Annotated in this window: 16 protein-coding genes; 13 read left to right on the forward strand and 3 right to left on the reverse strand. The window is 51.5% G+C overall.

Annotated features, from left to right (window positions below; genetic code table 11):
* Positions 1-114 precede the first annotated feature (114 nt).
* Complete coding sequence (gene xrtN / locus J3P34_RS19895; RefSeq protein ID WP_210490395.1) at positions 115-1,488, reverse strand: exosortase N; 1,374 nt, start codon at positions 1,486-1,488, stop codon at positions 115-117.
* A complete protein-coding gene (locus J3P34_RS19900) occupies positions 1,485-4,028 on the reverse strand; it encodes an XrtN system VIT domain-containing protein (protein ID WP_210490396.1) in 2,544 nt (847 codons plus the stop codon). Before J3P34_RS19900 ends, xrtN begins: the two co-directional genes overlap by 4 nt.
* A 952-nt stretch (positions 4,029-4,980) precedes the next feature.
* Here J3P34_RS19900 and J3P34_RS19905 point away from each other — a divergent pair.
* The 10 genes from J3P34_RS19905 to J3P34_RS19950 all read left to right on the forward strand — a co-directional run bounded on the left by J3P34_RS19905 (position 4,981) and on the right by J3P34_RS19950 (position 15,628).
* Positions 4,981-5,472: a hypothetical protein gene (locus tag J3P34_RS19905; protein WP_210490397.1), complete on the forward strand. Its 492-nt coding sequence runs from the start codon at positions 4,981-4,983 to the stop codon at positions 5,470-5,472.
* Positions 5,459-6,778 carry a DUF4178 domain-containing protein gene (locus J3P34_RS19910; protein WP_210490398.1) on the forward strand — a complete coding sequence of 440 codons (1,320 nt, stop codon included), beginning with the start codon at positions 5,459-5,461 and terminating at the stop codon, positions 6,776-6,778. The genes J3P34_RS19905 and J3P34_RS19910 overlap by 14 nt, the downstream gene beginning before the upstream one ends.
* A 7-nt stretch (positions 6,779-6,785) precedes the next feature.
* Positions 6,786-6,959: a hypothetical protein gene (locus tag J3P34_RS19915; protein WP_210490399.1), complete on the forward strand. Its 174-nt coding sequence runs from the start codon at positions 6,786-6,788 to the stop codon at positions 6,957-6,959.
* A 5-nt stretch (positions 6,960-6,964) separates the two neighbouring features.
* A complete protein-coding gene (locus tag J3P34_RS19920) occupies positions 6,965-7,183 on the forward strand; it encodes a DUF350 domain-containing protein (protein WP_240337098.1) in 219 nt (72 codons plus the stop codon).
* An 11-nt stretch (positions 7,184-7,194) separates the two neighbouring features.
* A complete protein-coding gene (locus J3P34_RS19925; RefSeq protein ID WP_210490400.1) occupies positions 7,195-8,706 on the forward strand; it encodes a polyamine aminopropyltransferase in 1,512 nt (503 codons plus the stop codon).
* On the forward strand, positions 8,707-10,335 hold the full coding sequence (locus tag J3P34_RS19930) for an FAD-dependent oxidoreductase (RefSeq protein WP_210490401.1): 1,629 nt from the start codon (positions 8,707-8,709) through the stop codon (positions 10,333-10,335). It begins immediately after the preceding gene.
* A 2-nt stretch (positions 10,336-10,337) separates the two neighbouring features.
* Positions 10,338-11,420: a hypothetical protein gene (locus J3P34_RS19935; RefSeq protein WP_210490402.1), complete on the forward strand. Its 1,083-nt coding sequence runs from the start codon at positions 10,338-10,340 to the stop codon at positions 11,418-11,420.
* A 203-nt stretch (positions 11,421-11,623) separates the two neighbouring features.
* A complete protein-coding gene (locus tag J3P34_RS19940) occupies positions 11,624-12,301 on the forward strand; it encodes a response regulator transcription factor (protein WP_210464410.1) in 678 nt (225 codons plus the stop codon).
* Positions 12,302-12,303: 2 nt separating this feature from the next.
* Positions 12,304-13,689 (forward strand): HAMP domain-containing sensor histidine kinase, encoded by a 1,386-nt coding sequence (locus tag J3P34_RS19945; RefSeq protein ID WP_210490403.1) that lies wholly within the window; start codon positions 12,304-12,306, stop codon positions 13,687-13,689.
* A gap of 376 nt (positions 13,690-14,065) precedes the next feature.
* Complete coding sequence (locus tag J3P34_RS19950; RefSeq protein WP_210490404.1) at positions 14,066-15,628, forward strand: SulP family inorganic anion transporter; 1,563 nt, start codon at positions 14,066-14,068, stop codon at positions 15,626-15,628.
* Between the two features lie 121 nt (positions 15,629-15,749).
* On the opposite strand, the gene J3P34_RS19955 is transcribed toward J3P34_RS19950, so the two are convergent.
* The gene (locus tag J3P34_RS19955) at positions 15,750-17,126 is read right to left on the reverse strand and encodes a hypothetical protein (protein WP_210490406.1); all 1,377 of its coding nucleotides are present in this window, start codon (positions 17,124-17,126) and stop codon (positions 15,750-15,752) included.
* Between the two features lie 311 nt (positions 17,127-17,437).
* Between J3P34_RS19955 and J3P34_RS19960 the strand changes: the two genes are divergently transcribed.
* The 3 genes from J3P34_RS19960 (at position 17,438) to J3P34_RS19970 (ending at position 22,209) form a co-directional block, all read left to right on the forward strand.
* Positions 17,438-19,903 (forward strand): type IA DNA topoisomerase, encoded by a 2,466-nt coding sequence (locus J3P34_RS19960; RefSeq protein WP_210490407.1) that lies wholly within the window; start codon positions 17,438-17,440, stop codon positions 19,901-19,903.
* A gap of 287 nt (positions 19,904-20,190) precedes the next feature.
* The gene (locus J3P34_RS19965; protein ID WP_210490408.1) at positions 20,191-21,207 is read left to right on the forward strand and encodes a septal ring lytic transglycosylase RlpA family protein; all 1,017 of its coding nucleotides are present in this window, start codon (positions 20,191-20,193) and stop codon (positions 21,205-21,207) included.
* Between the two features lie 222 nt (positions 21,208-21,429).
* Positions 21,430-22,209, forward strand: a complete 780-nt coding sequence (locus J3P34_RS19970; protein WP_210490409.1) for a TIGR02757 family protein — start codon at positions 21,430-21,432, stop codon at positions 22,207-22,209.
* Positions 22,210-22,366 lie beyond the last annotated feature (157 nt).

Genomic DNA, 22,366 nt, shown 5'->3' on the forward strand with positions numbered 1-22,366 from the left:
TACCAAAGGCCCTGTTTCCTTGCTAATTTCTAAAAATTAGCAAGGAAACAGGGCCTTTTACATGGTAAGGGAGAACTAGTGGAGGTGGGATGTCATCGAATAACGGGATATGTCTTAGTCATGACTTCTTCGGGGAAGCATGGCGTTCTGAGGTCCGGACTTTTTCAGTAGCTGCTTTACCTGAGTTATTAATTCTGCCTCAGAATTAGTTGTGACGTTTACCAACTTGAAACTGGGCTCTCTCTTCGCCATGCGCCAGCGCCAATCAGTTTGGGTAATGGTCTGATGGAAGCCATTGTCCATCCACCACGCGGTGTAAAGACGGTCTTTCCCTTTGGTTAAGATCCCGGTGAAAACCTGTTGGCCGGCCACTTCCCGCTGCGCCACCTGCCTAAACAAGTATCCACTGCCCTCCCAGCAAATCAATGGGTGATGCTCCGTTGAGTAGAAAGCCTTGATAGGTTTCATATAAATAAGCGCCTGTTGGTTCGTGTATTGAAAAACACCAGTGGGTAAAACTTCTAGCTTGAAGCCCATGATTTCCTCTTTAGCGGGCGTGGAGATGGCGTTACTCTGGTTCTGTACCATAACCCCAATCCCTGCCAGACAACAAAGTAAGGCGCCGTGCCAAAGAAGTTTGTTTGGGGAGATTTCCTGCTCCTTTTCATCTGGGGCAACATCCGTCTGGACCAGCATTTTGCGGTTGATGAATCTTGCCAGGAGGAAGAAGGGGAGCAGCGTGTACAAGACAAGGCAAACCAAACCTACCGCCCCGTGCATCATCTCCTCCGGTCCAATGCGCAGCAGCACCAGAACCAGAATCCTGGTGAGGTTTCCGCCCAGGTTCAAGCCCAATAAGACCAAGAGCAGAGCACCGGCCAGCCAATAAGGCCATGGTTTCTGGGTGGTTCGGTGCAGGTAAGCCAGCAAGTACACGCCCATCATGTAGGAGAAGGATAGCATGCTCAACCCGTCACAAGCGGGGTCAACGGAGAACTCTTCGCCATTCAATAGAAGGGTGTTCCCGGCTGCTTCTGCGGAGGCTCCATAAGAACTGAGGATGGATGCAGCAGCCTGGGTTAACTGAAGGCGCAGGGGAAAACTCCACACATCGGCTACGTACTGGAAAATGGGCGAGGCCACCAGCAGCATAAGCAGAGCATAAAACCCCGACCTGCCCAACAAGTGCTGCCCCGTACACCAGAGGGCCAGCAGATAGCCCAGAAAGAAGATGGTTACGACTTGGGAGAAGGCGGCCAGACCTAAGGTGAGTCCCAAACAAACCAACAATACCGGAGAGATTTTCTTTTGTACGGGCATGGCTACAAGCGGGAGCAACGCCAGCCCCAAAAGCCACTGAGGGTTCCAGAGCAGGTACTTGCGCAGAAATACAAAGGCGATGATCAGGTACCCGATCCCCAGAAGCAATAGGAAAATCCGTTTTTGCCCCGGATCCACAAAAATAGACCTGAAATGAAGTGCTCTCATGCGAATAACCGAGGTTTGAAGATGGAAAACACTACAATCACTATCACCAGGATGATCAGTGCCCACTCATGGGGCTCGGGTACGGCGCCGGAGGATTTCACGCTGGCATTGCCCAGGCTGTTCTTGCTCTCCTCAATGCCAAACCGCTCGTAATCCTCCTGCGTCTCCAGCACCACCAGGCTGGACAGCGGGCTCACCACATTGGCCTGGGCTGCTTCCTCAATCAGGTGCTGCTCCAGGTAGTCTTTCCGGAAATAGTTAGGACCTATTTGTTGCAGCAGGTGGTTGTAGGCAAATAGGCGCAGTAAATGGTCAGGACCTGCCTGGCTGGAGTCTGTGGAAGCCGTCTTGGTCAGTTTCACCTTGGCATAGGGTAGCACTACGGTATTGGGGTTCTCGTCTTGTGCCACAAATTGCTTTGCCCGGAGCAGTTGCACTAGTTCTTCCAGGGTGCCCTGGGCTGGTTGTAAAAGACGCAGTTCTTTTAGGGTCTTGAGATAAGGAGTGGTTTCCTGGCCTAATTGGAAAAACCTAAGAGGCTGTTGTTTTAGGGCTGTTTTCTTGAAATCATCGGCAAAGGAGCTTTCCTTCAAATCACTCAGGTTGGGCGAATGGTCAGTGCTTTTGCTAATGAGGAGAGCTTGCTCAGGGTCTTTAACCATATGCAGGGGAAACAAAGAGAAGTTCAGAGCCTGGAGTTGCCGAAACACTTCCAGGTGATTCTTTGGGGTAAGCTTGATCATCTGGTTTTGGTAAGCATACACCTTTACGTTCCGGAGGGAATTCCAGAGAGTAATGAATTCTTCCTCGATCCAGGCTTTGTTGAGGTCCAGGTACACGCGGATGGGGGAGAAGCCTGTCAATTGGGGTTTATACTCCTGCGTCTGGTAAGCGAAGCCATCATAGTAAAAGGCCCGAGGGTTAAGGGCTGGGGCAGGCAGGTTTATCTTCCAGTCGGGGTCATATTCGCCGTAGCGTTCAAACCGGCCGGGGATGGTGGACTTGAAGTCCTTCGGAAGCTCAGGTTGGGTACTTGTATCTTCCAGCCGTACCAAGGTAGTTTCTGCCGCCCGGTCCGCCGATGGTCCGTCAAAGAAGATGTTCTCGTACACCAGTTGCCCATTCTCCATCTGTAATGGCGAGGTGATACCTATTTTGAATTGGCGGCTTTCCTGCGGTGTGCAGGGAAATACGCGCACACTTACGGTGTTCCCTTCCTGCCAGTGTACCACCGATGGATCCCTGGCTTCCACGCCCACCACAGTCTTGTAGGCGCTATCGGCTTTGCTTTGGGTAGTGAGGTAGCCTTTCTCTTCCCGGCCCTTGATCCACAGAGAAAGCGAAGTGACCACGCTGCCCTCGGGTAAATGAAACGTGTAAATGGCTTCTTCCTGCCCCCAACTGCTGGGTCTGTTATTCTGCACGGTCAAAATTTTCTCTGTGTAGCTGAACCTGTGTTTGGGGAAAATCTGCGCCTGGGTGATGATGTTGCTGGTAGCAAGGTGCGTGCCCGACCATAACCGTTCCTGCGCCAGGTGGCGGGAGTTGAACCGGCTTTCCATGATCTTGATTTTTTCCTCGGTGGTCAGCTGAGGCTTAGGAAACAAGCGGGTAGCCACCACTACTAGCGGATCATGAAGTTGGTGGTCTTCAAACCGGCGCTCCGGGAAGTCAAAAATGCTCAAAGATTCATTGGCCGATTGATAAACCAAGTCCGTTTGCACGATGTGCTCAAAGATGGGCGTGGTAGGCACCTGCTGGCTCAAGGCTACCCAGCGGGGCAGACTTTGGTTTTCCTGGAGTTGATAAGAATTCAGAATGCGGTTGATTTTCTCCAGGCCGGCTTGCCAAAGGCTGAGGTACACCAGCGTGAAAAGCAGCGTTACCGAAATACCAGCCAGAAACGTACGCTTCACAGCCACATCCTCTTTTCCCATTCTGGTGGCTGCCACTGCCAGAGCGATGGCGGAGAAGAGGGGTACGAAGATGTGCAGACCTAACCCAAGCAAAATGCCTCCCAGTAACCCCACCCAACTGAAGGGAACCAGGTACAGAGCAAAATAACTGAATAGTACCATCCCAGAACCCAGGAAGAATATGATCACCAACTGAAGCACCCTGGGTAACAAAAGCCGGAAAGAGTACCCGATCATGGCCACTGCCGTCACAATCAACCAACCCGTGAACCAATCCACCGATGGCTGGAAAATCTGCATCTCTTTGTTCAAGCTGAAGCAACTGATGAGCGCTAGTACCAGAAACAGCATTAAATGATCCAGCACCTGTAATGGGGCTCTGAAACGGAAAAGTTTCTGAAAAATAAGTGTTAGCAAATAGCCACCTGCTATCATGTAGTGAAACAGAAAAAGACCATTAGAGTCATTGCCCGTGTACCATCTCCGTCCTTCCTGTAGCAGGAAGAGGCCGAAAGACACCACAATACAAGCTAGCCCGATGAGAAGAAGGGGGCTACGAACCAGTTTTTTAGCGGGGGACTCAAAGATTGTCTGCTCTAAAGTCTTTTGTGTTTCAATGTTCATGGATATAAATATTGTTTAAAGATTTGGCTATTGCTTAAAAGGAATTACTTCAATTGTAAAGGTGCTTTGGGGCTTTATTACCAGCATGGATGGTAGGAGGTAAGCCAGCTTGCTGTTGGTGAAGTGGAGGATTTTTAAATTTGAGGGTGGAATCTCCACTCCGGTACCATCAACTTTACATAATGCTTAACCTTGTTTTGCCCCTTGTCATATTTTAATTCCTCATAGATCCGTAAAGATTGGGTAGGCCCCAAACCCAAAAACCTAAGGGAATCGCCTCATATAATGCAGGAGAAAGAATGGTCCAGAACGTTCCCGATTACTTTTCCACAGTCCTCATGTGCTCATAACAAGGGTTTGTTAAAAGTACTTTGTATTTCAAAGTTAATGGTACTATTGGGTTCTGCAATAGTTTTCCGGAAATAATTTTGGTTTGGTGTGAGGAAGGTAAAGCACTAGAATGTTAATAATACTTGGCAAAATAACTCGGATTTATTACTCTGCTATCTCTTGCTACTGTTTGCGTTATTAGCCATCCTTATTCAAAAAGGACTAGAAATGAACAGTTTATTCTGTATCATGATCATATTTGACCTATTCAGAGAATGCTTTTGAAATAAAAATCGAGGCCTTAAGCTTAAAGAACTTGAATCCTGAATTTAAAACTAATGTACTTCTGAAATACTTACGACCTCCAGAGAGGTTTTCTGGTTTACTGTTTTTGCTTTATTTTTAGAAAAACATTCCAGAAACGCCCAATGCCCCTGGCAAAACTCTATTGGATTCTTCTAGTTGTATGATGGTACCCGTGGCCACTCCATTCTCATGTCCGTCTTGTGGTGCCAATCTTGTTTTCAGAACCGAACTCTCTTTAGCCCAGGTTTGCCCCACCTGCCAAACGGTGGTCCGGAAGGCACAAGTGGAGCATGTACCTCTTCAGAAAGCAGCATTGATGAAAGAGGAGTTGACCATTCTGCGGGTGGGTACCAAAGGCACCTTCAAGAGAGAATCTTTTGAGGTGATTGGTCGCATCCAGTACTTTTTTCAGGAAGGGTATCGCAACCATTGGTTTATCCTCTACCAAAATGGTAAAACAGGTTGGTTAGGCGATTGGGCCGGCAATTACAGCCTCTTTAAAGAATCTACTTACACGGGATTCGAACCTGTCACGGGGCGGCTGATAGGGGAAACCCTTCCAATCGGGAACACCTCCCTGGAAATAGAAACCCTGGACAAAGTGAAGTTTATTTTCTGGGAAGGGGAAGTACCGGAGCAGGGACTTCTGGAAAAAGGCCATGCCTCCATTGAGCTATTCAGCCCCAGCGGAGACATGGGCATTCTTCATGTTGCCCCCGACGGAACGCCTCATGCCTATCTGGGGGAGTACGTAGAGCTGACCGATCTTTCATTACAGGAAACCCGCTTGCACCATGAATGGCTTTGAGGTAAAAGAGAAAGACAAACTTCCGGCGCTGCCGCTGGAGGTGTTGTGCCCCAACTGCAAAAGACAGATTCTGCTTTATACGTTTGCCCAGGCCAAAAACGTAGCCTGTGCCGCTTGCTCTCGCCTTTCTGAGCTACAGGAAAAAGGGTTGGTGCAGATCCAGGCCATTGACAAAGAGAAACGCGAGCCCTTGCTGCCTATAGGCGAGGAAGGACGCATCAAGGGCATTTTATATAAAGTGGTTGGGTTTCTGGTCTACAAAGAACACAACCTGAAATACAGATGGCGGGAGTATGTGCTCTTCAATCCGGTGCATGGATATACCATTCTGTCTGAGTATGACGGCCACTGGACATTCTTCCAGTTCATTGGCGATTTTTCCAACGGCGCGAAGAAAACCCAAACTACCCTTCAATACTTGGGGGAGGAGTTCAAACTGTACAATAAATACCGCTCGCAGGTGATGTATGCGCGGGGAGAATTCTTCTGGCGGATTGCGCAGGACAACAGCCAACACTTTGAGTATATCGCGCCGCCGTATATGCTCACGCTCTCAGTGAACAAGGACGAGCAGTCCTGGATGCTGGGGGAGCACCTGGAGCCCGAGGAAGTGCAGAAAGCCTTCTCCATTACAGAGCCCATGCCTGACCGGATTGACGTAGGCGCCGTGGAGCCCTTCATCCGGAACTCTTCCACCAAGGGTTTGAATACCATAGCCGGGGTAGCCCTGGTGTTATTGATCCTGATTCAGGTGTTTTTTTCCAATTTTCAGCAAAATAAGGTTCTGCTGGATAAGACCTTTTCTGTCACGGAAGAGGCCGGGAAAGGAACGCTTTTACCCGTGCCCGGACCCACCATTGAGGTCGGTTCTTCGGGAATGGGATCTACCAGTTTGCAGGTCTATCTCAAGTCTCCGGTCACCAACACCTGGTTTGCTACTGGTATCTCAATGCTGAACGTGCGAACGGGCCGGGAGTACTTCGTGGAGGTAGGGGTGGAGTATTACTACGGTACCGAAGGCGGCGAATCCTGGACCGAAGGGAGCAACGACACTTATCAGATTCTTTCGGCCATTCCGCACGGCACCTACCAGGTTTACCTTCAACCCTCTCGGGAAGTCATGCCGTTTGGCAACAACCTGCCAGAAATTTTTCATTTACGACTGGTAGAAGGCGTACCCATCTGGTCCAACTTCTGGATAGCTTTTGTCTTGATTGCGGCCTTACCCCTTGTACAGGGAATTAGGTCCTATTCATTTGAAAAAAGCCGCTGGATGAACAGCGACTATTCTCCTTATTCTGAATAGAAACCACATGAGTAAATACCTGAAACATATTTTACTGGGCTACCTGTTGTTGGTACTTGGTTATTTCACCTACGCCGGATTTACTGGTACCCGGTTCCTGGGAGACGACAAAGAAGAATCAGAAAACGGAGGCAGCAGATCCTCCGGCAGTTATAGAAGACATACCTTTTACCACAAATAGAAACTATGGAATCACTCATCAACTACAAACTGGTCACAGCCTCTCTGCTGTACTCGTTCATCGGCATCGCCATTCTGTTTTTCACTTTTTGGCTGTTGGAGAAAATCACGCCTGAAAACCTCTGGAAGGAGATTCTGGAGAAACAGAACATGGCCCTAGCGGTCATTTTCGCGGCCTTTATCATTGCCATCGCCATTATTATAGGGGCATCCGTTCACGGGTAAAAAATATTTTCATGCGAGTAAACGTACAGGTGTTGCTGCTTTTTTCTGTGTTTGTAGTGGCAACATGCGGGTTGGTGTATGAGTTGGTAGCGGGTACGTTGGCCAGTTATCTGCTGGGAGATTCGGTGACTCAGTTTTCCACCATTATTGGGGTGTACCTGTTTTCCATGGGCATTGGGAGTTACCTTTCCCGGTACTTCAACCGGAACCTGATTGCCTGGTTTATCCAGGTAGAGGTGCTGGTGGCCTTGGTGGGTGGTTTCAGCTCTACGTTGCTGTTTCTACTGTTTGACCGGGTGACTTCCTTCCAGATTGTCTTGTACATGCTGGTCTCCCTGACTGGTATTCTGGTGGGGCTGGAGATCCCGTTGATCATGCGCATCCTGGAAGACCGGTTCGAGTTCAAAGAGCTGGTCTCCAAGGTTTTCACCTTTGACTATATTGGGGCTCTGCTGGCCTCAGTGATTTTTCCGCTGTTGCTGGTGCCGCACCTGGGGCTGTTGCGCACCTCCTTTTTCTTCGGGTTACTAAATGCCGGGGTGGCGCTGTGGCTATGCTTCTATTTCAGCAAAGAAAACCGGTGGATTTATTTTCTACGCACTTCCTGCGCTATCTCCATCGTGGCCTTAGTGGCGGGCTTTGTGCTCAGCGACCGCATTCTGGCCTTCACTGAAAGTCTTTCGTACGCCGATAAGATTATTTACTCGGTGCAATCGCCTTACCAGAAGATTGTGCTCACCAAGAACGACAGGGAGTTCCGGCTGTTTCTGAACGGCAACCTGCAGTTCAGCAGTTCAGATGAATACCGCTACCACGAGGCCCTGGTGCACCCCGGCCTGAATTCGGTGCAAAATCCTAGAAAAGTGTTGGTTCTAGGCGGCGGCGACGGTTTAGCGGTACGGGAGATTCTGCGCTATCCTTCTATTGAAAAAGTGGTGCTGGTAGACCTGGACCAGGCGGTAACCAAGTTGTTCTCCAGCCATGAAGTGTTGAAGAACCTCAATCAGCAGGCATTACTGTCTAAAAAAGTACAGGTCATCAACACCGATGCCTTTCAGTGGCTGAAAAACAACCAGGAGCAGTTTGACTTTGTGGTGATCGATTTCCCTGACCCGGCAAACTATGCCATCGGGAAGCTGTATTCCAATACCTTTTACAAAGTGCTGCGCGAGGCTATTACGCCGGGCGGGGCGGCCGTGATTCAGGCTACTTCGCCGTTTGTGGCGCCCAACGCCTATTGGTGTGTGGTGAATACCCTGGCCAGCTGCGGATTTACCACCTTGCCGTACCACGCGCACGTGCCTTCCTTCGGCGACTGGGGTTTTGTGCTGGCCTCGCCGCAGCAGAAGTTTCAGGTAAATGGCCAGTTTCTGGCGCAGTTACGCTACTTAGACAAGCCTACCTTTGAGCAGATGCAGGTGTTCCCCAAAGACATGCCCGCCCGCCAGACCGAAATCAACAAATTGAACAACCAAGCCCTAGTCCGCTATTTTGAGGACGAATGGGCCAGCTATCTGAACTAAATGGCAGAGCAGGAGGAAAGGAGAAGGTTCCTGAAGCAAAGTGTCCTGGCCCTGGGTGGTTTGGCCTTAGGTGGAGTTTCATTGCCCGGTTGTGGAGTAGAAGAGAAAAAGCAGATCACCGGAAGGATGTTTGGGCCTTCTTTCAAAGCGGGCCATTTGCTGAGGACAGGGATCAATATGGTGCCCACCCAAACCGAGGAGGTGGACGTGGTGGTCATTGGCGGTGGTGTTTCCGGTTTATCGGCGGCCCGCTGGCTGGCCAAGCATTCCAAGGCTAAGGTTTGCCTGCTGGAATTGGAGGATAGAACCGGGGGCAACAGTCAATCCGGGGAGAACGCCGTTTCTGCGTATCCTTGGGGGGCGCATTACCTGCCTTTGCCCAATAATTCCAATACCGAGCTGTTGCAGTTTCTGGAAGAAGCCCAGGTGATCACGGGCTATGATGCCGCGGGCTTGCCGCTTTACAACGAGTACCACCTGTGCTTTGACCCCGAGGAACGGCTATTCATCAACGGTTACTGGCAGGAAGGGCTGGTACCCAACTGGAGCGTGCCCCAACCGGATCTGCAGCAGATTGACCGTTTTCTGGCTTTGATGGAAGAAATGAAGCAGGCCAAAGGCCAGGATGGTAGGTTTGCGTTTGACATTCCACTAGACAGGTCCTCCGCCGATGAGCGGTACCGGCAGTTAGACAAGGTCACCATGCAGGAGTGGCTTTATCAGCAGAAACTTACTTCTGAATACCTGCGCTGGTACGTGGAGTATTGCTGCCTAGATGATTTCGGGGCTACGCTGGAACAAACCTCAGCTTGGGCGGGCATCCACTATTTTGCCGCCCGTAAAGCCCAGGCTGGCAATTCAGATGCCCACCGGGTGCTCACCTGGCCCCAGGGAAATCACTGGCTCGCGGAGCGGCTGCGGGAGCAAGCCGGCCCCGACATCAGAACCGGTGCTTTGGTGTATAATCTGGAATTCCAGGCCGGAAACGTTCAGGTGGACTATCTCAACCTTGCCAATAACCAGGCCACCCGTATTGTGGCAAAGAAATGCGTCATGGCGGCTCCGCAGTTTGTACGGGAGCGTTTATTAGCTAAAATCTCAAAAACAGCCGGAAAACCCACCGAAAAGAAGTTCTCTTACGCCCCTTGGGTGGTGACCAACCTTACCTTAAACCAATTGCCCAACGGCAAAGGAACGCCTCTAAGCTGGGACAATGTCATTTACAGCAGTCGCTCGCTGGGCTACGTGAACGCGCAACAGCAAAGCGTGCAGGGCTTCCCTGAAAAACGGGTGATTACCTTTTACTATCCCATCCCAGATACCTCACCGGCCGCAAGGCAAGCGGTTTACACTAAAAAGCGGGAAGACTGGGTTGAAACAGTGTTGCAGGAACTGGAGAAGGCGCATCCAGGCATCCGCCGGGAAGTGGAGCAGGTAGATGTGTGGGTGTGGGGACACGGCATGATCAAACCCACGCCAGGCTTTATCTGGGGCGAAGACCGGCAAAAAGCCGCTGCGCCGCTGGACGGCAAGATTGTGTTCGCCCACTCTGACCTGAGCGGCATCTCCATCTTTGAGGAGGCCTTTTACCAGGGCATCAAGGCCGCCCAGCAGATTTTAACCGCTTAACCATGAACCTCCCTAAACAGCCGTGGCTTCGTTCTCCCTGGGTAGACGGGTTGTTTATCCTGTCACCTCCGTTTCTCTGTCTGCTGACCATTATGCTGTTTCCTGGGTTCTTTCAGCAGCACGTGAAAAGCCTGCCCGTTCCAGCATGGGTACTCTTGATTTTGCTCATTGATGTAGGGCACGTGTACAGCACGTTGTTCAGGACCTATTTTGAGAAAGAAATCTTAAAACAAAGAAGGCAGCTTCTGCTCTGGGTGCCGTTTGGGGCTTGGGCAGGTGGCATTTTGCTGTATTCTTTGGGAGAAGGTATTTTCTGGCGCGTGTTGGCGTACCTGGCCGTATACCATTTCGTGCGGCAGCAATACGGCTTCATGCGGCTGTACTCGCGGCAGGAGCATCGGCCCAGGAAGGAGCACCAATTTGATGCTTTCTGTGTGTACGCGGCTACCATTTTACCTTTGCTATATTGGCACCTGGAGGGCAGCCGCAACTTCAACTGGTTTGTAGACCATGATTTTCTGCCACTTTCCTTTCCTGTCGCGGCGCCTTGGATAGCTTACTTGAACATAAGTCTGTTACTGGGATATCTGCTAAAAGAGGCTTGGGTTTGCTGGAAAACTGGAAGGTTCAACCTTCCCAGGCATCTGGTCATCACCGGCACGTTTCTAGCCTGGTACATTGGCATTGTGCATTACAACGGTGATTTGATCTTCACCACATTCAACGTGGTTTCCCACGGCATTCCGTACTTAGCTTTGGTCTGGATTTCCAGAAAACAGCCTAAAAGCCGGGTAGCACAACCAGTAGCACCTTCCTGGCGGGAGAAATTCTCCATGGGCATGGTTGGAGTTGGTTTCTTTATTGGCTTGGTGGTGGTGTTGGCCTACCTGGAAGAAGGTCTGTGGGATGCCTTGGTGTGGCGCGAACATGCGGAGGTGTTTTCCTCTTTTCAACTGCTGCCGCAGGTGAATGACAATTTGATTCTTTCTGTGTTGGTGCCCTTGCTGGCGCTTCCCCAAATGACGCACTACATTCTGGATGGATTCATCTGGAAAGCGTCAAAAGACAAATCCCGTCATATCTAGCTTATTGCCCTTAAAAACTTTATTTGATGTGTGATTATGCCAAGCGGTACTAAGTTCGTTTTAAGCCCGTTCTCAGGCAAATAGCCCCAAATCAACTTTTATTCCGAAGAACCATCAAGGCTATTTCCTCTTTAAATGCCGGACTTCTATGTCTAAGTCAAATTCTCCCTATTTTTGCAGTCCAGCATTCTGAACCCTGTCCCATGAAAATACTGCTCATTGAAGACGAACCTAAAGTAAGTGCTTTCATCAAGAAGGGATTGGAGGAGCAGATGTACGAGGTAGAGCAGGCCTACGACGGTTTCTATGGCGCTAAACTGGCCACCGAGAACGAGTACGCGCTGGTGATCCTGGACGTGATTCTGCCGCGCATGAACGGGGTGGAGGTCTGTAAGCTCATCCGGCAGCAGAACCTGACGGTGCCTATTCTCATGCTCACCGCCCTGGGCTCTACCGATGACAAGATCCTGGGCCTTGACTCCGGTGCCGATGATTACCTGGTCAAACCCTTTGAGTTTCAGGAACTGTTGGCCCGCATCAGGGCTTTGACACGGCGTTCGCAGGAAAGTGTGGGCACCGAGGTGCTGAAGATCGCTGATCTGGAGCTGGATGTGCAGAAGAAGACCGTGCAGCGCAACGGCACGCCCATCTCGCTTACCGCCCGTGAGTTTTCCTTATTACAGTATTTATTGCGTAACAAAGAGCGCGTGGTCTCCAGGGTAGACATCATTGAACAGGTCTGGGAAACTTCCTTTGACACCGGCAGCAACGTGATAGACGTCTACATTAATTTCCTGCGGAAAAAGATAGACAAAGACTTTTCGCCTAAACTGATCCATACGTTGGTGGGCATGGGCTACGTGATGAAGGAGATGGAATAGCGATGAAGATCAAGACCATTCTCACCCTTCGCTTCACGCTGATCTTCACCGGCATCCTGCTTTTCTTCTCGCTGTCGGTGTATTATTTCAGCGCCCTTTACCGCAAGAACGATTTCTACGGCCGTATCCTGAACCGGGCTTACGCCACCGCCCACTATGTGCTGGATGCTGATACCGTGAGCCAACAGCAGCACGCCCTGGACCAGCGCCTTTACTTCCAGATGCTGCCCCGTGAGGTGGTGAAAGTCTTTGACCAAAACCAGAACCTTATTTTCAGTGAGGGAGAAGAAAGCGTGGAGGTGCCGCCCAAGCTTCTGGAGCGCCTGAAAAAAGAAGGAGAAGTGCATATGGAGGAAGGCGACCGTCAGATGGTGGGCATCAGATACCTGCACCGCGGCCAGGTGCATTTTGTGTTCGCCTCTTCCATTGACTTGTACAACCTGAACAAGCTGTATCACCTACGCACGCTGTTAATCACGGGTTTTGTAATGGCCCTGGTGATTGTGGTGCTCTGCGGCATGGCTTTCTCGCGGGCGGCCCTGAACCCTTTCCTGAAAGTAGTTTCTGAGGTGGAGAAAATAAATGCCTCTGACCTGCACCGCCGCCTGAGCCAAGGCGATGGGGAGGATGAGGTGGCCATGCTGGCTAAAACCTTCAACAACCTGCTGGACAGACTGGAAACCGCATTTGAGGTGCAGAAGACTTTTGTCTCCAATGCCTCTCATGAGTTGCGTACCCCGCTCACCGCCATGATTGGTGAGTTGCAGGTAGCCCTCATGAACAAGCGCCAGCCGGAGGAGTATGAGCGGGTGCTGCAATCTATCTTGGAAGATGCCCAACTGCTGACCCAGCTCTCCAACGGATTGCTGCAGATGGTGCAGGCCAGCACAGACTCTTCCAAGATACAGATGAGTGAGTTGCGGCTGGACGAACTGGTGTGGCAAGCCTGCGGCGAGGCCCGCAAGCGCCAGCCCACCATGGTGGTAGAGGTAGAGTTCCTGGATATGCCCGAAGACGAAAACGAACTCATCATTAAAGGCAACGAGGCGCTGCTGCTCATTGCCACGGTGAACGTGCTGGAGAACGCCGGCAAGTTCTCAGGTGCGAATAAAACCATATCGGCCTCCATTGAGGTGAAGCCGAAGGATCTGATTTTGCGGGTGCGCGACCGGGGGATAGGCATGGCGCCGGAAGACGTACGCAAGGTGTTCGTGCCTTTTTTCCGGGCCGAAAGCGTGCGCGATATCTCCGGCCACGGCATCGGGTTGCCGTTGGCGGAGAAGATCATTCAGCTGCACCGGGGTTCCATTGCGGTGTACTCCCAGCTGAATCAGGGCACCGAAGTCACCATCACCCTCCCAAAACTCTACGAGGTCTTCAAGATTTAAGCAGCCTCTACTAGTCTATTGGTGCTCAATGCCGCTGGCATTTTCCTGAGTAAGCAAACCGTTTAGGGACCATATTTTACAATCTGGCCCTTAAACGGTTTTTTCATGTTCAGGTGATTTCTAAGGTGAACTTAAGAAAATTTTTAACCTGCTTTAAGGCTATGTTTTAAGCATGTTTTGTTAGAAAAGGCTTCAAAACAGCTGATTTTGGGCTAAAAGGTACCAAGAGTGCTTAATCCCTGTATTTTCATTTTAATCAATTTTTAATCTCGTTTTAATTCGGTCTTAATTTCATTCAATGACTTTTGTAGGATAGATTACACTAAAAGGGTTATTGGCTTGCCAGAATTGCAATTTGGCGCAAGGAACAGGAATTATGAAAGAGCGAGGATTATTTAGTACGGTAGGGAAAGACCTATCTGCGGGACTAGTGGTGTTTTTGGTAGCGTTGCCGCTATGCTTGGGTATTTCCCTGGCCTCCGGGGCACCACTTTTCGCTGGTCTGATTGCCGGGGTTACGGGTGGTTTGGTGGTTTCGTGGGTGAGCGGGTCACAGTTGAGCGTGAGCGGTCCGGCCGCGGGTTTGACGGTTATCGTACTGAACGGAATACAGAGCCTGGGGAGTTTTGAGGTATTTCTCCTGGCCGTGGTGCTGAGCGGGGTGTTCCAGGTGATCCTGGGCTTCCTGAAAGCCGGTATCATTGGGCTTTACTTCCCATCATCGGTAATCAAAGGAATGCTGGCCGCTATCGGGCTTATCCTCATACTCAAGCAAATTCCCCACTTCCTGGGCGCTGACAATGATTTCCTGGGTGACCTTGACTTCTTCCAATCTGATGGGCGCAATACCTTCTCTGAGATTAGCTACGCTTTCAGTAACAAACTACAGCTAGGGTCCCTGATTGTGGGTATGGTCTCTCTGGCCATTCTTATTCTGTGGGAGCGTCCGTTTATGCAGCGAATTGCCATTTTCAAGCTGATTCCAGGGGCCCTTATTGCGGTACTTGTTTCCATTGGCTTGTTCCTGCTGTTCCAGAACTCTTTCCCTGCTTTGGCCATCGCAGACTCGCACCTGGTGAACCTGCCGGAAATCTCTGGTCCGGCTTCTCTTTTGAATGAATTGCGTTTCCCTGAGTGGGCCGCCATCACCAACGCCAACGTTTGGGTGGTTGCCATTACCCTGGCCATTGTAGCCAGTTTAGAAAGCTTGCTGAGTGTAGAGGCCGTTGATAAACTTGATCCGCATAAGCGCCGCACCCCCACCAACCGTGAGCTGAAGGCTCAGGGTGTTGGTAACATGATCAGTGGTCTTATTGGCGGTATTCCGCTTACCGCGGTGATTGTGCGTAGCTCCGCTAACGTAAACGCCGGAGGTGAGTCAAAACTGTCCAGCTTCTTCCACGGGGTGTTCCTGCTGCTGAGCATTCTGTTCCTGACCAATGTGCTGGGCTTGGTTCCTTTGGCTGCCCTGGCTGCCGTATTGCTCATGGTAGGTTTTAAACTCACCAAACCGGTTCTTTACAAAACGCAGTGGAAATTAGGCATGGACCAGTTCCTGCCGTTCATCATCACCATTGTGGCCATCCTGTTCACTGACCTTCTGAAAGGTATCAGCATTGGTTTGGTGGTAGGGGTCTTCTACATCCTTAAGGCCAACTACAAATCGCCTTACTTCTTCAAGCGCGAGAACCACAACGGCCAGGAGAAAATCCATATCAAACTTAGCGAGAACGTTTCTTTCCTGAACAAAGCCAGTGTGGCCCTTACCCTGGACCATCTGCCGGAGAACAGCGAAGTATTGATTGACGGTTCTCAGTCTACCTACATTGACTACGATGTACTGGAAGCCATCCAGAATTTCAGAACCGTTGCCCACGAAAAAGACATCCGGCTTACGCTGCGCGACATACCTGGGGTGAAAACCATGGACATGCATTAGTGGACGTAACCCATCGCATATCCCCAGATTAATTGTTCCTATAACTGTTTTAGTGTTGAGCAAGAAAGCCCCGCCATATTGACGGGGCTTTCTTTTTAAATCACTTATTCAAAGCGGTGGTTTACCACCCGGCGTTGTTAGATCCTGCGCCGTAGTTGTAAGGAGGTCCACCGGCAGAGTTTCTGCGGTTGTTGTCATTGTCATCGTCGTCACCGGCAATGCTGTTCCAGGCATCTTTAATACCGTGGCCTATTCTTTCAAAGAAGCCTTCGCCCTGGTTGTCGTCATTGTCGTCATTGCGGCGGTTCTGATATCTATCCTGATCATAGTCTCTGCCGCGGTTCATGTTAGACGGATGGCTGTAGTCATCTGAGTAACGGTTTTCGTTGGCGTTTCCGTGGCTGAAACGGGCATGATCATGGTCATCATCGTTCATCCAGCTGCTGCCACTGCTTCCGCTGCGGTAGTTGCTTTGGTTGTTGGTGCCGTACATGTTGGAGGTTCCGCTGGAGTGACGGTCATTGTCCCGGTCCCAGGAGTTGGAGCCTCTGTTCATGCCAGAAGAAGAGCCCATGCCTGAGCCGCTGCTCATTCCATATCCAGAACCGCCTCTGGAAGACTGCCCGTAATTAGATTCAGTATTGCCCCCATACGAAGACCCGCTGTGTCCAAAAGACCCGCCGTAGTTGCTGGATCCAGACTGTTGTCCGCCTTGGCTCCCGTAGTTTGATGAGCCGTAGCCAGAACCTGAGCCTCTGAAGTCATTAGAGCTGCCATAGTTGCTGTAGGCGTTTCCTCTGTCCATGGCGCCTCCCATGGAGTGCCCGGAAGAAGAACCGGCATAGCCAGAACGGGCGCCGCCGTATGTTCCCATATCACGAGAAGAGCCGCCGGTGTTGGAAGATCCGCTTTGGCCGTAGTTAGAGCCACCGCGTGATCCGTAGTTTGAAGAGCCGTAGTTGCCGGAAGAGCCTTGGCTAGATCCTGAGCCGTATCCGCCTTGGTTCATGCTGCTTTGGTTGCCCATTGAGGAACCGTAACCGTAGTTAGAGCCGCTACCCATAGAAGAGCCGTAGCTGCCCTGGTTAGAGCCGCCCCGGTTTTGCATGGAGGAGCCCTGCATATTGCCGCTTTGCATGGAGTGTCCGCTCCAGCCGCTGGTATTGCCGTGCTGGCCACCCATTCCGCCTCTGTTTTGGTCGCTTTGGTTTCCAGTGCGGTATTGGTTTCCGCCGTAGTTAGAGCCTTGGCTGCTGTAATGGTTTTCTTGTCTGTCGCCTTGGTGGCCACTGTAGATAGAGCCGCCTTGGCTGGTGAAATTGCTTTCACCGCGGTCTCCGGTATTGCCGCGGTTCATGCTACCGCCGTAAGATTGATAGTCTTTATTTCCTTGTCCCTCTGTGCGGTTGCCTAAGCTGCCCCACTCACTACGACTGGTGTTCTCATTTCCAGAGCGATACGAGTTAAACGCATCGTACCCCATTCCGTGATTTCTCATAGTTGTTTATAGTTTAAGGTGAATGATGGATTCATATGATGCCCCAGGGGGCACCGATTAATGTATACGAGTCCATTTTGGCCTTGTTTAGTATAAATCCCAAAATGCGGTGTAAAAACCTAACGGATGTAAGGGCTTTCAAGTGGGGTAACTGATTGATAAATAAATGGTAAAGAAAATCGATGTAGTGCTGCAAAATTTCCAATATATAGGTAAAGTGATATATGCGCGTTCAAGCTTCGGAATTGGGTTAAGGCCCTAAATTTTGTACCTTTGTGGTCTGTTTTTGACCCGTTTTCCTATAAATAGCCTTGAAACTCTGCATCGCCGAAAAACCCAGTGTAGCCCGTGAAATCGCCCATGTGATTGGTGCCAAGACCAAGATGAACGGCTATTTTGAGGGCAATGGGTACCAGGTCACGTGGACCTTCGGGCACTTCTGCCAGCTCTGCGAACCCGATGACTACAACCCCAACTGGAAGCGCTGGTACCTACCGGACCTGCCCCTGGTGCCGGACCGTTTTGACATCAAACTCATCAGCAACAAAGGGGTAGAACAGCAGTTCAAGATCATCCAGACTTTGCTGGAAAATGCCGAGGAGGTGATCAACTGCGGCGATGCCGGCCAGGAAGGGGAGGTGATCCAGCGCTGGGTTCTGCACCAGGCCAAATACCGCAAGCCCTTCAAACGCCTCTGGATTTCTTCTTTGACCGAGGAAGCCATCCGGCAAGGCTTTGCCAAGCTACGCGACGGCAAGGAGTTTGACCAGCTGTACCAGGCTGGCAAGAGCCGCGCTATCGGTGACTGGCTTTTGGGCATCAACGCCACCCGCTTGTTCACCGTGAAGTACGCGCAGGGACGGCAACTGCTGTCATTAGGCCGCGTGCAGACGCCTACCCTGGCCATGATTGTGCACCGTCACCTGGAAATCCAGAACTTCAAGTCTGAGCCGTTCTGGGAGCTGAAGACCGTGTACCGCGAGGTCACCTTCAGCAGCACTTCGGGCCGTTTCAAAGACGAGGCCAAAGCGCAGGCCATTTTGGAGCAGATCAGGCCCGCCGAGTTCGAGATCAAGGATGTGGAGACGAAGAAGGGCACCGAGAGTGCGCCCAGACTTTTTGACCTGACCTCGCTGCAGGTGGAGTGCAACAACAAGTTTGGGATGTCAGCGGATGAGACGCTCAAGACGGTACAGAGCCTTTACGAGAAAAAGGTAGTCAGTTACCCGCGCGTGGATACGACTTTCCTGCCCGATGATATTTACCCCAAGATTCCCAGTATCCTGAGCGGCCTCACCGGGTACCAGCACCTCACACAGGAACTCCTGGGCAAGAAAATCAGGAAGTCGGCGAAGGTCTTCAACAACAACAAGGTCACTGATCACCACGCCATTATTCCTACGGGCTCAGAGGCCAGGGGGCTGTTCGGGACCGAGGCCAAGGTCTTCGATGTGGTGGCCAAACGGTTCATTGCGGCGTTCTACCCAGACTGTATCGTGAGCAACACGGTGGTGAACGGCGAGGCGGCGCAGCACGCGTTCCGGGCCAAGGGAAAGCAGATCCTAGAGCCCGGTTGGCGCGTGGTCTACGGGCCCGAGGAAAACCCAGCGGCCCCCAAACCGGCCGGAAAACCATCCGCCGAAGGCGAGGAGAAAGAAGAGGACCTGGCTGTGCTGCCGCACTTTGATGCCGGCGAGCGCGGCCCGCACGAGCCTTTGCTGGAGCGTAAATCCACCAGCCCGCCTAAGGACTTCACCGAGGCCACGCTCTTGCGCTCCATGGAAACCGCCGGCAAGCAGGTGGAGGACGATGAACTGAAAGAAGCGCTGAAAGAAAACGGAATTGGAAGGCCCTCCACCCGGGCGGCTATTATTGAGACGCTGTTCAAGCGCAACTACATCCGGAAGGAGAAAAAGAAAATTCTGCCTACCCAGATGGGCATTGACCTGATCCAGGTCATCAAGAACCCTACGCTCAAATCTGCGGAGATGACGGGGCAGTGGGAGAAGAAACTGCGGCAGATTGAAGGCGGCGAGTTCTCCGCCGATGATTTCCTGCGCGAACTCAAGGGCCTGGTGTGGGAAATGGTGCAGGAGGTAAAGCAGGACAACAAAACCGTGACCCTGCAACCCGCTGGAACTGCTGCCGCCAAAACCCAGGAGAAAGAGCCCGCCAAAAAAGAGCCGAAATCCAAAAAAGAGGCCAAAAACGTCCCATCGCCCGCGGGTGGATTAGGTACTTGCCCGGCCTGCGGCACCGGTTCCATCCTGAAGGGGAGCCAGGCCTACGGCTGCGCACGCTTTAGGGAAGGCTGCACGTTCAGGTTGCCCATGACCTTCCAGGGCAAGCCGCTGGGCGAGAAACAGGTGCAGGCGCTCTTGAAGAAAGGCAAGAGCACAGTGGTGAAAGGCTTCGTGGACGAGGCCTCCGGCGAGAAGTTTGACGCCGCCTTTATGTTGTCGCCCACCCATGAACTGCAACTGGAGAAAGCCCAGGCCAAGGAACAGAAGCCCGTGGTCATGATCTGCCCCAAATGCAGCCAGGGGCAGATGCTCAAAGGAAAGACCGCCTACGGGTGCAGCCGATTCAGGGAAGGTTGCCAGTTCATGGTGCCATTTGAGCTGCACGGGAAGACCTTATCTGAAAGCCAGATCCAGGCATTGATCCTGAAAGGAAAGACCGGTAAGATCAAAGGCTTCACCTCGCCCAAGACTGGCAACAAATTTGAGGCTGCGCTTAAATTGAACGAGGAATTTAAGGTGGTATATCAGTTTTAGGGAGAAAATCAGTTATAAGAAAGGCTGCCTTCCGCCCGCTGAGCCGGAGGAAGGCAGTTTGGGAGGAGCTCTAAACGGGAAAGGAAGGCAGAAGGTTTTCGGTTTTTTTGGTAACTTACACCCTCTTAGCAGATTCAGCGGGGTTGTTTAAGCCTTCTGGTGCTGCTTTGGAACCAGGAGCCGCCTTTCTGAATTAGGGAAAAGTATTCTCTGGGGCAGAAAACCTCTGAAATAGGCAAGTTTTGAACTCCCCCTATGTTTGTAATTGATTAAACGAAGTAGAGTCCATGTTAAAGAAGTTTGTGTTTGTTCTGGGATGCCTCATGGTATCATACGGCGCTGCCTCCGCAGAGACGTTGTTCCTGCGTGATTCAACCGGGGTGAAGGTCCAGAACGGAAAAACCTACATCACCCATAAAGTAACACCCGGCGAAACCCTTTACGGCCTGGCCCGCAAGTACGCGGTAGCCGTTGACAAAATTGTAGCCGCTAACAAGAACGTGAACAAAGCCCTGATTGTGGGCCAAACGGTTCTTATTCCCATTGAAGGTGGCAGCTCTGCTTCTGCTTCTAATTCCACCACCGCCTCCAGCAAACAGGCGGAGACCGCAGCCAGCCCGGCCGCAAACCGCACCTACGAGGTAGATGCCAAAGGAAACAAAATCCATACGGTGCAGGCCCGCCAGACCATGTTCTCCATTGCCAACCAGCACCAGGTAAGCATTGATGACATCAAAAAGTGGAACAAGCTCACTGCCTCAACCGTGAAAGTGGGCCAGAAACTCATTGTAGGCACCGGTGAAAAAGCCCCGGCCGCTGCTGCTGCCAACGCCAAAGTGTACGTGCCTGAGTCTGATGACGTAGTTACCACGCCTAAGCAGGCCTCCAACACGCCGGCTGCCAGCCCGGCCACTCCGGTTGCCACTTCATCCAGAACCACCAATGCCGCCTCTGCTAAGGCAGATAAAGCAGAAAAAGCCGACAAAGCTGATGCCGATGACGACAAACCGGCCTCTAAGACTTCTGAGTATGTTTCAAGGGTGAACGAGAGTGGCATGGCCGAGCAGATTGAAACCCGCACCGATGCGAACAAATTCCTGGCCTTGCACAAGTCGGCCCCGGTAGGCACCATCATGGCGGTGAAAAACCCGATGAATGACCAAACCGTGTACGTGCGCGTAATTGGTAAACTGCCCGCTACCGGTGATAACGACAAAGTGGTGGTGAAGCTTTCCAGAAAAGCCTGCCAGCAAATTGGCGCCGTTGACAAACGCTTCCGGGTAGAAGTATCCTACATGCCTTAAGCGATTATAACCTCATTTTTTCAGAAGAGGCAAAAAACGGAAGCCACTACGGCCCGTCTTTTGCCTCTTCTGTTTTTAAGCTTATTTCCTGAAAACAGGCCGGAAGCAGATCAGGGGAGAGGTGGCCCAGTGAGTTCAACTTGTCTTCGGCAAAAGCTGTAGATCTTCTTCGGGACTTGTCCCTTATTCCTAATTCTTAATTCCCCATTCCTAATTAATTCAATGTCTTACTCGTTCGCGCAACTGGAAAACCTGCTGGAAGACCGTTACCGGAAATACAACACCCCAGACTTCATCCCGCACGACCCGGTGTCTATTCCGCACCTGTTCACCCAGAAGCAGGACATTGAGATCGCCGGGTTCTTTGCGTCCATTCTGGCCTGGGGCCAGCGGAAGACCATCATCAACAAGTGCCGGGAACTGTTACAGCGCATGGACAACGTTCCGTACCAGTTCATCACCCAACACCAGGATGAGGACCTGAAGAACCTCCTCGGGTTCAAGCACCGCACCTTCAACGACACCGATCTGCTATACCTGGTGTACTTCTTCCGCTGGTTCTATGAGCAGCACGACAGCCTGGAGAAAGCCTTTCTGGGTAATGGCGAAACACCGATTCACTCTCAGAAAGCCCGTCTGGAGCACTTCTACAGCCTGGTGTTCTCCTTACCTGAGGCCCCGCACCGCACCCGCAAGCACATTAGCACACCCGCTAAAAAATCAGCCTGTAAACGCATCAACATGTACCTGCGGTGGATGGTGCGGCAGGATGACCAGGGCGTTGATTTCGGGATATGGCAGCGCATGTCGCCCGCGGACCTGGTTTGTCCCTGCGATGTGCACGTGCAGCGCGTCTCCCGCCGATTGGGTTTGATCCAACGCACCCAATCAGACTGGGCCATGGCCGAGGAACTCACCCAAAACCTCCGCCAGTTTGACCCCGCAGATCCGGTAAAGTATGACTATGCCTTATTTGGGTTAGGCATTGAGGAGAAGTTCTGAGGTTTTGCTTTTTTCTCAATTTGTCATCTTGGAAAGATCTTGTGGGCGAACTAGAAAGGCTTGGAGCCACTGCTTTAGCAGTCCGCTCACAAGGTCCTTTCAGGATGACAAAGAGGGGAGGGAGGCTCTCTATTAAATAGAAGCATCTACGTCATTG

The organism is Rufibacter aurantiacus, from assembly GCF_017916345.1.
GTDB lineage: Bacteria > Bacteroidota > Bacteroidia > Cytophagales > Hymenobacteraceae > Nibribacter > Nibribacter roseolus.

What these genes read in the sequence shown, in the direction of transcription:
- xrtN (WP_210490395.1), bottom strand. Translation starts at nt 1,488, where the DNA reads ATGAGAGCACTTCATTTCAGGTCTATTTTTGTGGATCCGGGGCAAAAA.
- J3P34_RS19900 (WP_210490396.1), bottom strand. Translation starts at nt 4,028, where the DNA reads ATGAACATTGAAACACAAAAGACTTTAGAGCAGACAATCTTTGAGTCC.
- J3P34_RS19905 (WP_210490397.1), top strand. Translation starts at nt 4,981, where the DNA reads ATGAAAGAGGAGTTGACCATTCTGCGGGTGGGTACCAAAGGCACCTTC.
- J3P34_RS19910 (WP_210490398.1), top strand. Translation starts at nt 5,459, where the DNA reads ATGAATGGCTTTGAGGTAAAAGAGAAAGACAAACTTCCGGCGCTGCCG.
- J3P34_RS19915 (WP_210490399.1), top strand. Translation starts at nt 6,786, where the DNA reads ATGAGTAAATACCTGAAACATATTTTACTGGGCTACCTGTTGTTGGTA.
- J3P34_RS19920 (WP_240337098.1), top strand. Translation starts at nt 6,965, where the DNA reads ATGGAATCACTCATCAACTACAAACTGGTCACAGCCTCTCTGCTGTAC.
- J3P34_RS19925 (WP_210490400.1), top strand. Translation starts at nt 7,195, where the DNA reads ATGCGAGTAAACGTACAGGTGTTGCTGCTTTTTTCTGTGTTTGTAGTG.
- J3P34_RS19930 (WP_210490401.1), top strand. Translation starts at nt 8,707, where the DNA reads ATGGCAGAGCAGGAGGAAAGGAGAAGGTTCCTGAAGCAAAGTGTCCTG.
- J3P34_RS19935 (WP_210490402.1), top strand. Translation starts at nt 10,338, where the DNA reads ATGAACCTCCCTAAACAGCCGTGGCTTCGTTCTCCCTGGGTAGACGGG.
- J3P34_RS19940 (WP_210464410.1), top strand. Translation starts at nt 11,624, where the DNA reads ATGAAAATACTGCTCATTGAAGACGAACCTAAAGTAAGTGCTTTCATC.
- J3P34_RS19945 (WP_210490403.1), top strand. Translation starts at nt 12,304, where the DNA reads ATGAAGATCAAGACCATTCTCACCCTTCGCTTCACGCTGATCTTCACC.
- J3P34_RS19950 (WP_210490404.1), top strand. Translation starts at nt 14,066, where the DNA reads ATGAAAGAGCGAGGATTATTTAGTACGGTAGGGAAAGACCTATCTGCG.
- J3P34_RS19955 (WP_210490406.1), bottom strand. Translation starts at nt 17,126, where the DNA reads ATGAGAAATCACGGAATGGGGTACGATGCGTTTAACTCGTATCGCTCT.
- J3P34_RS19965 (WP_210490408.1), top strand. Translation starts at nt 20,191, where the DNA reads ATGTTAAAGAAGTTTGTGTTTGTTCTGGGATGCCTCATGGTATCATAC.
- J3P34_RS19970 (WP_210490409.1), top strand. Translation starts at nt 21,430, where the DNA reads ATGTCTTACTCGTTCGCGCAACTGGAAAACCTGCTGGAAGACCGTTAC.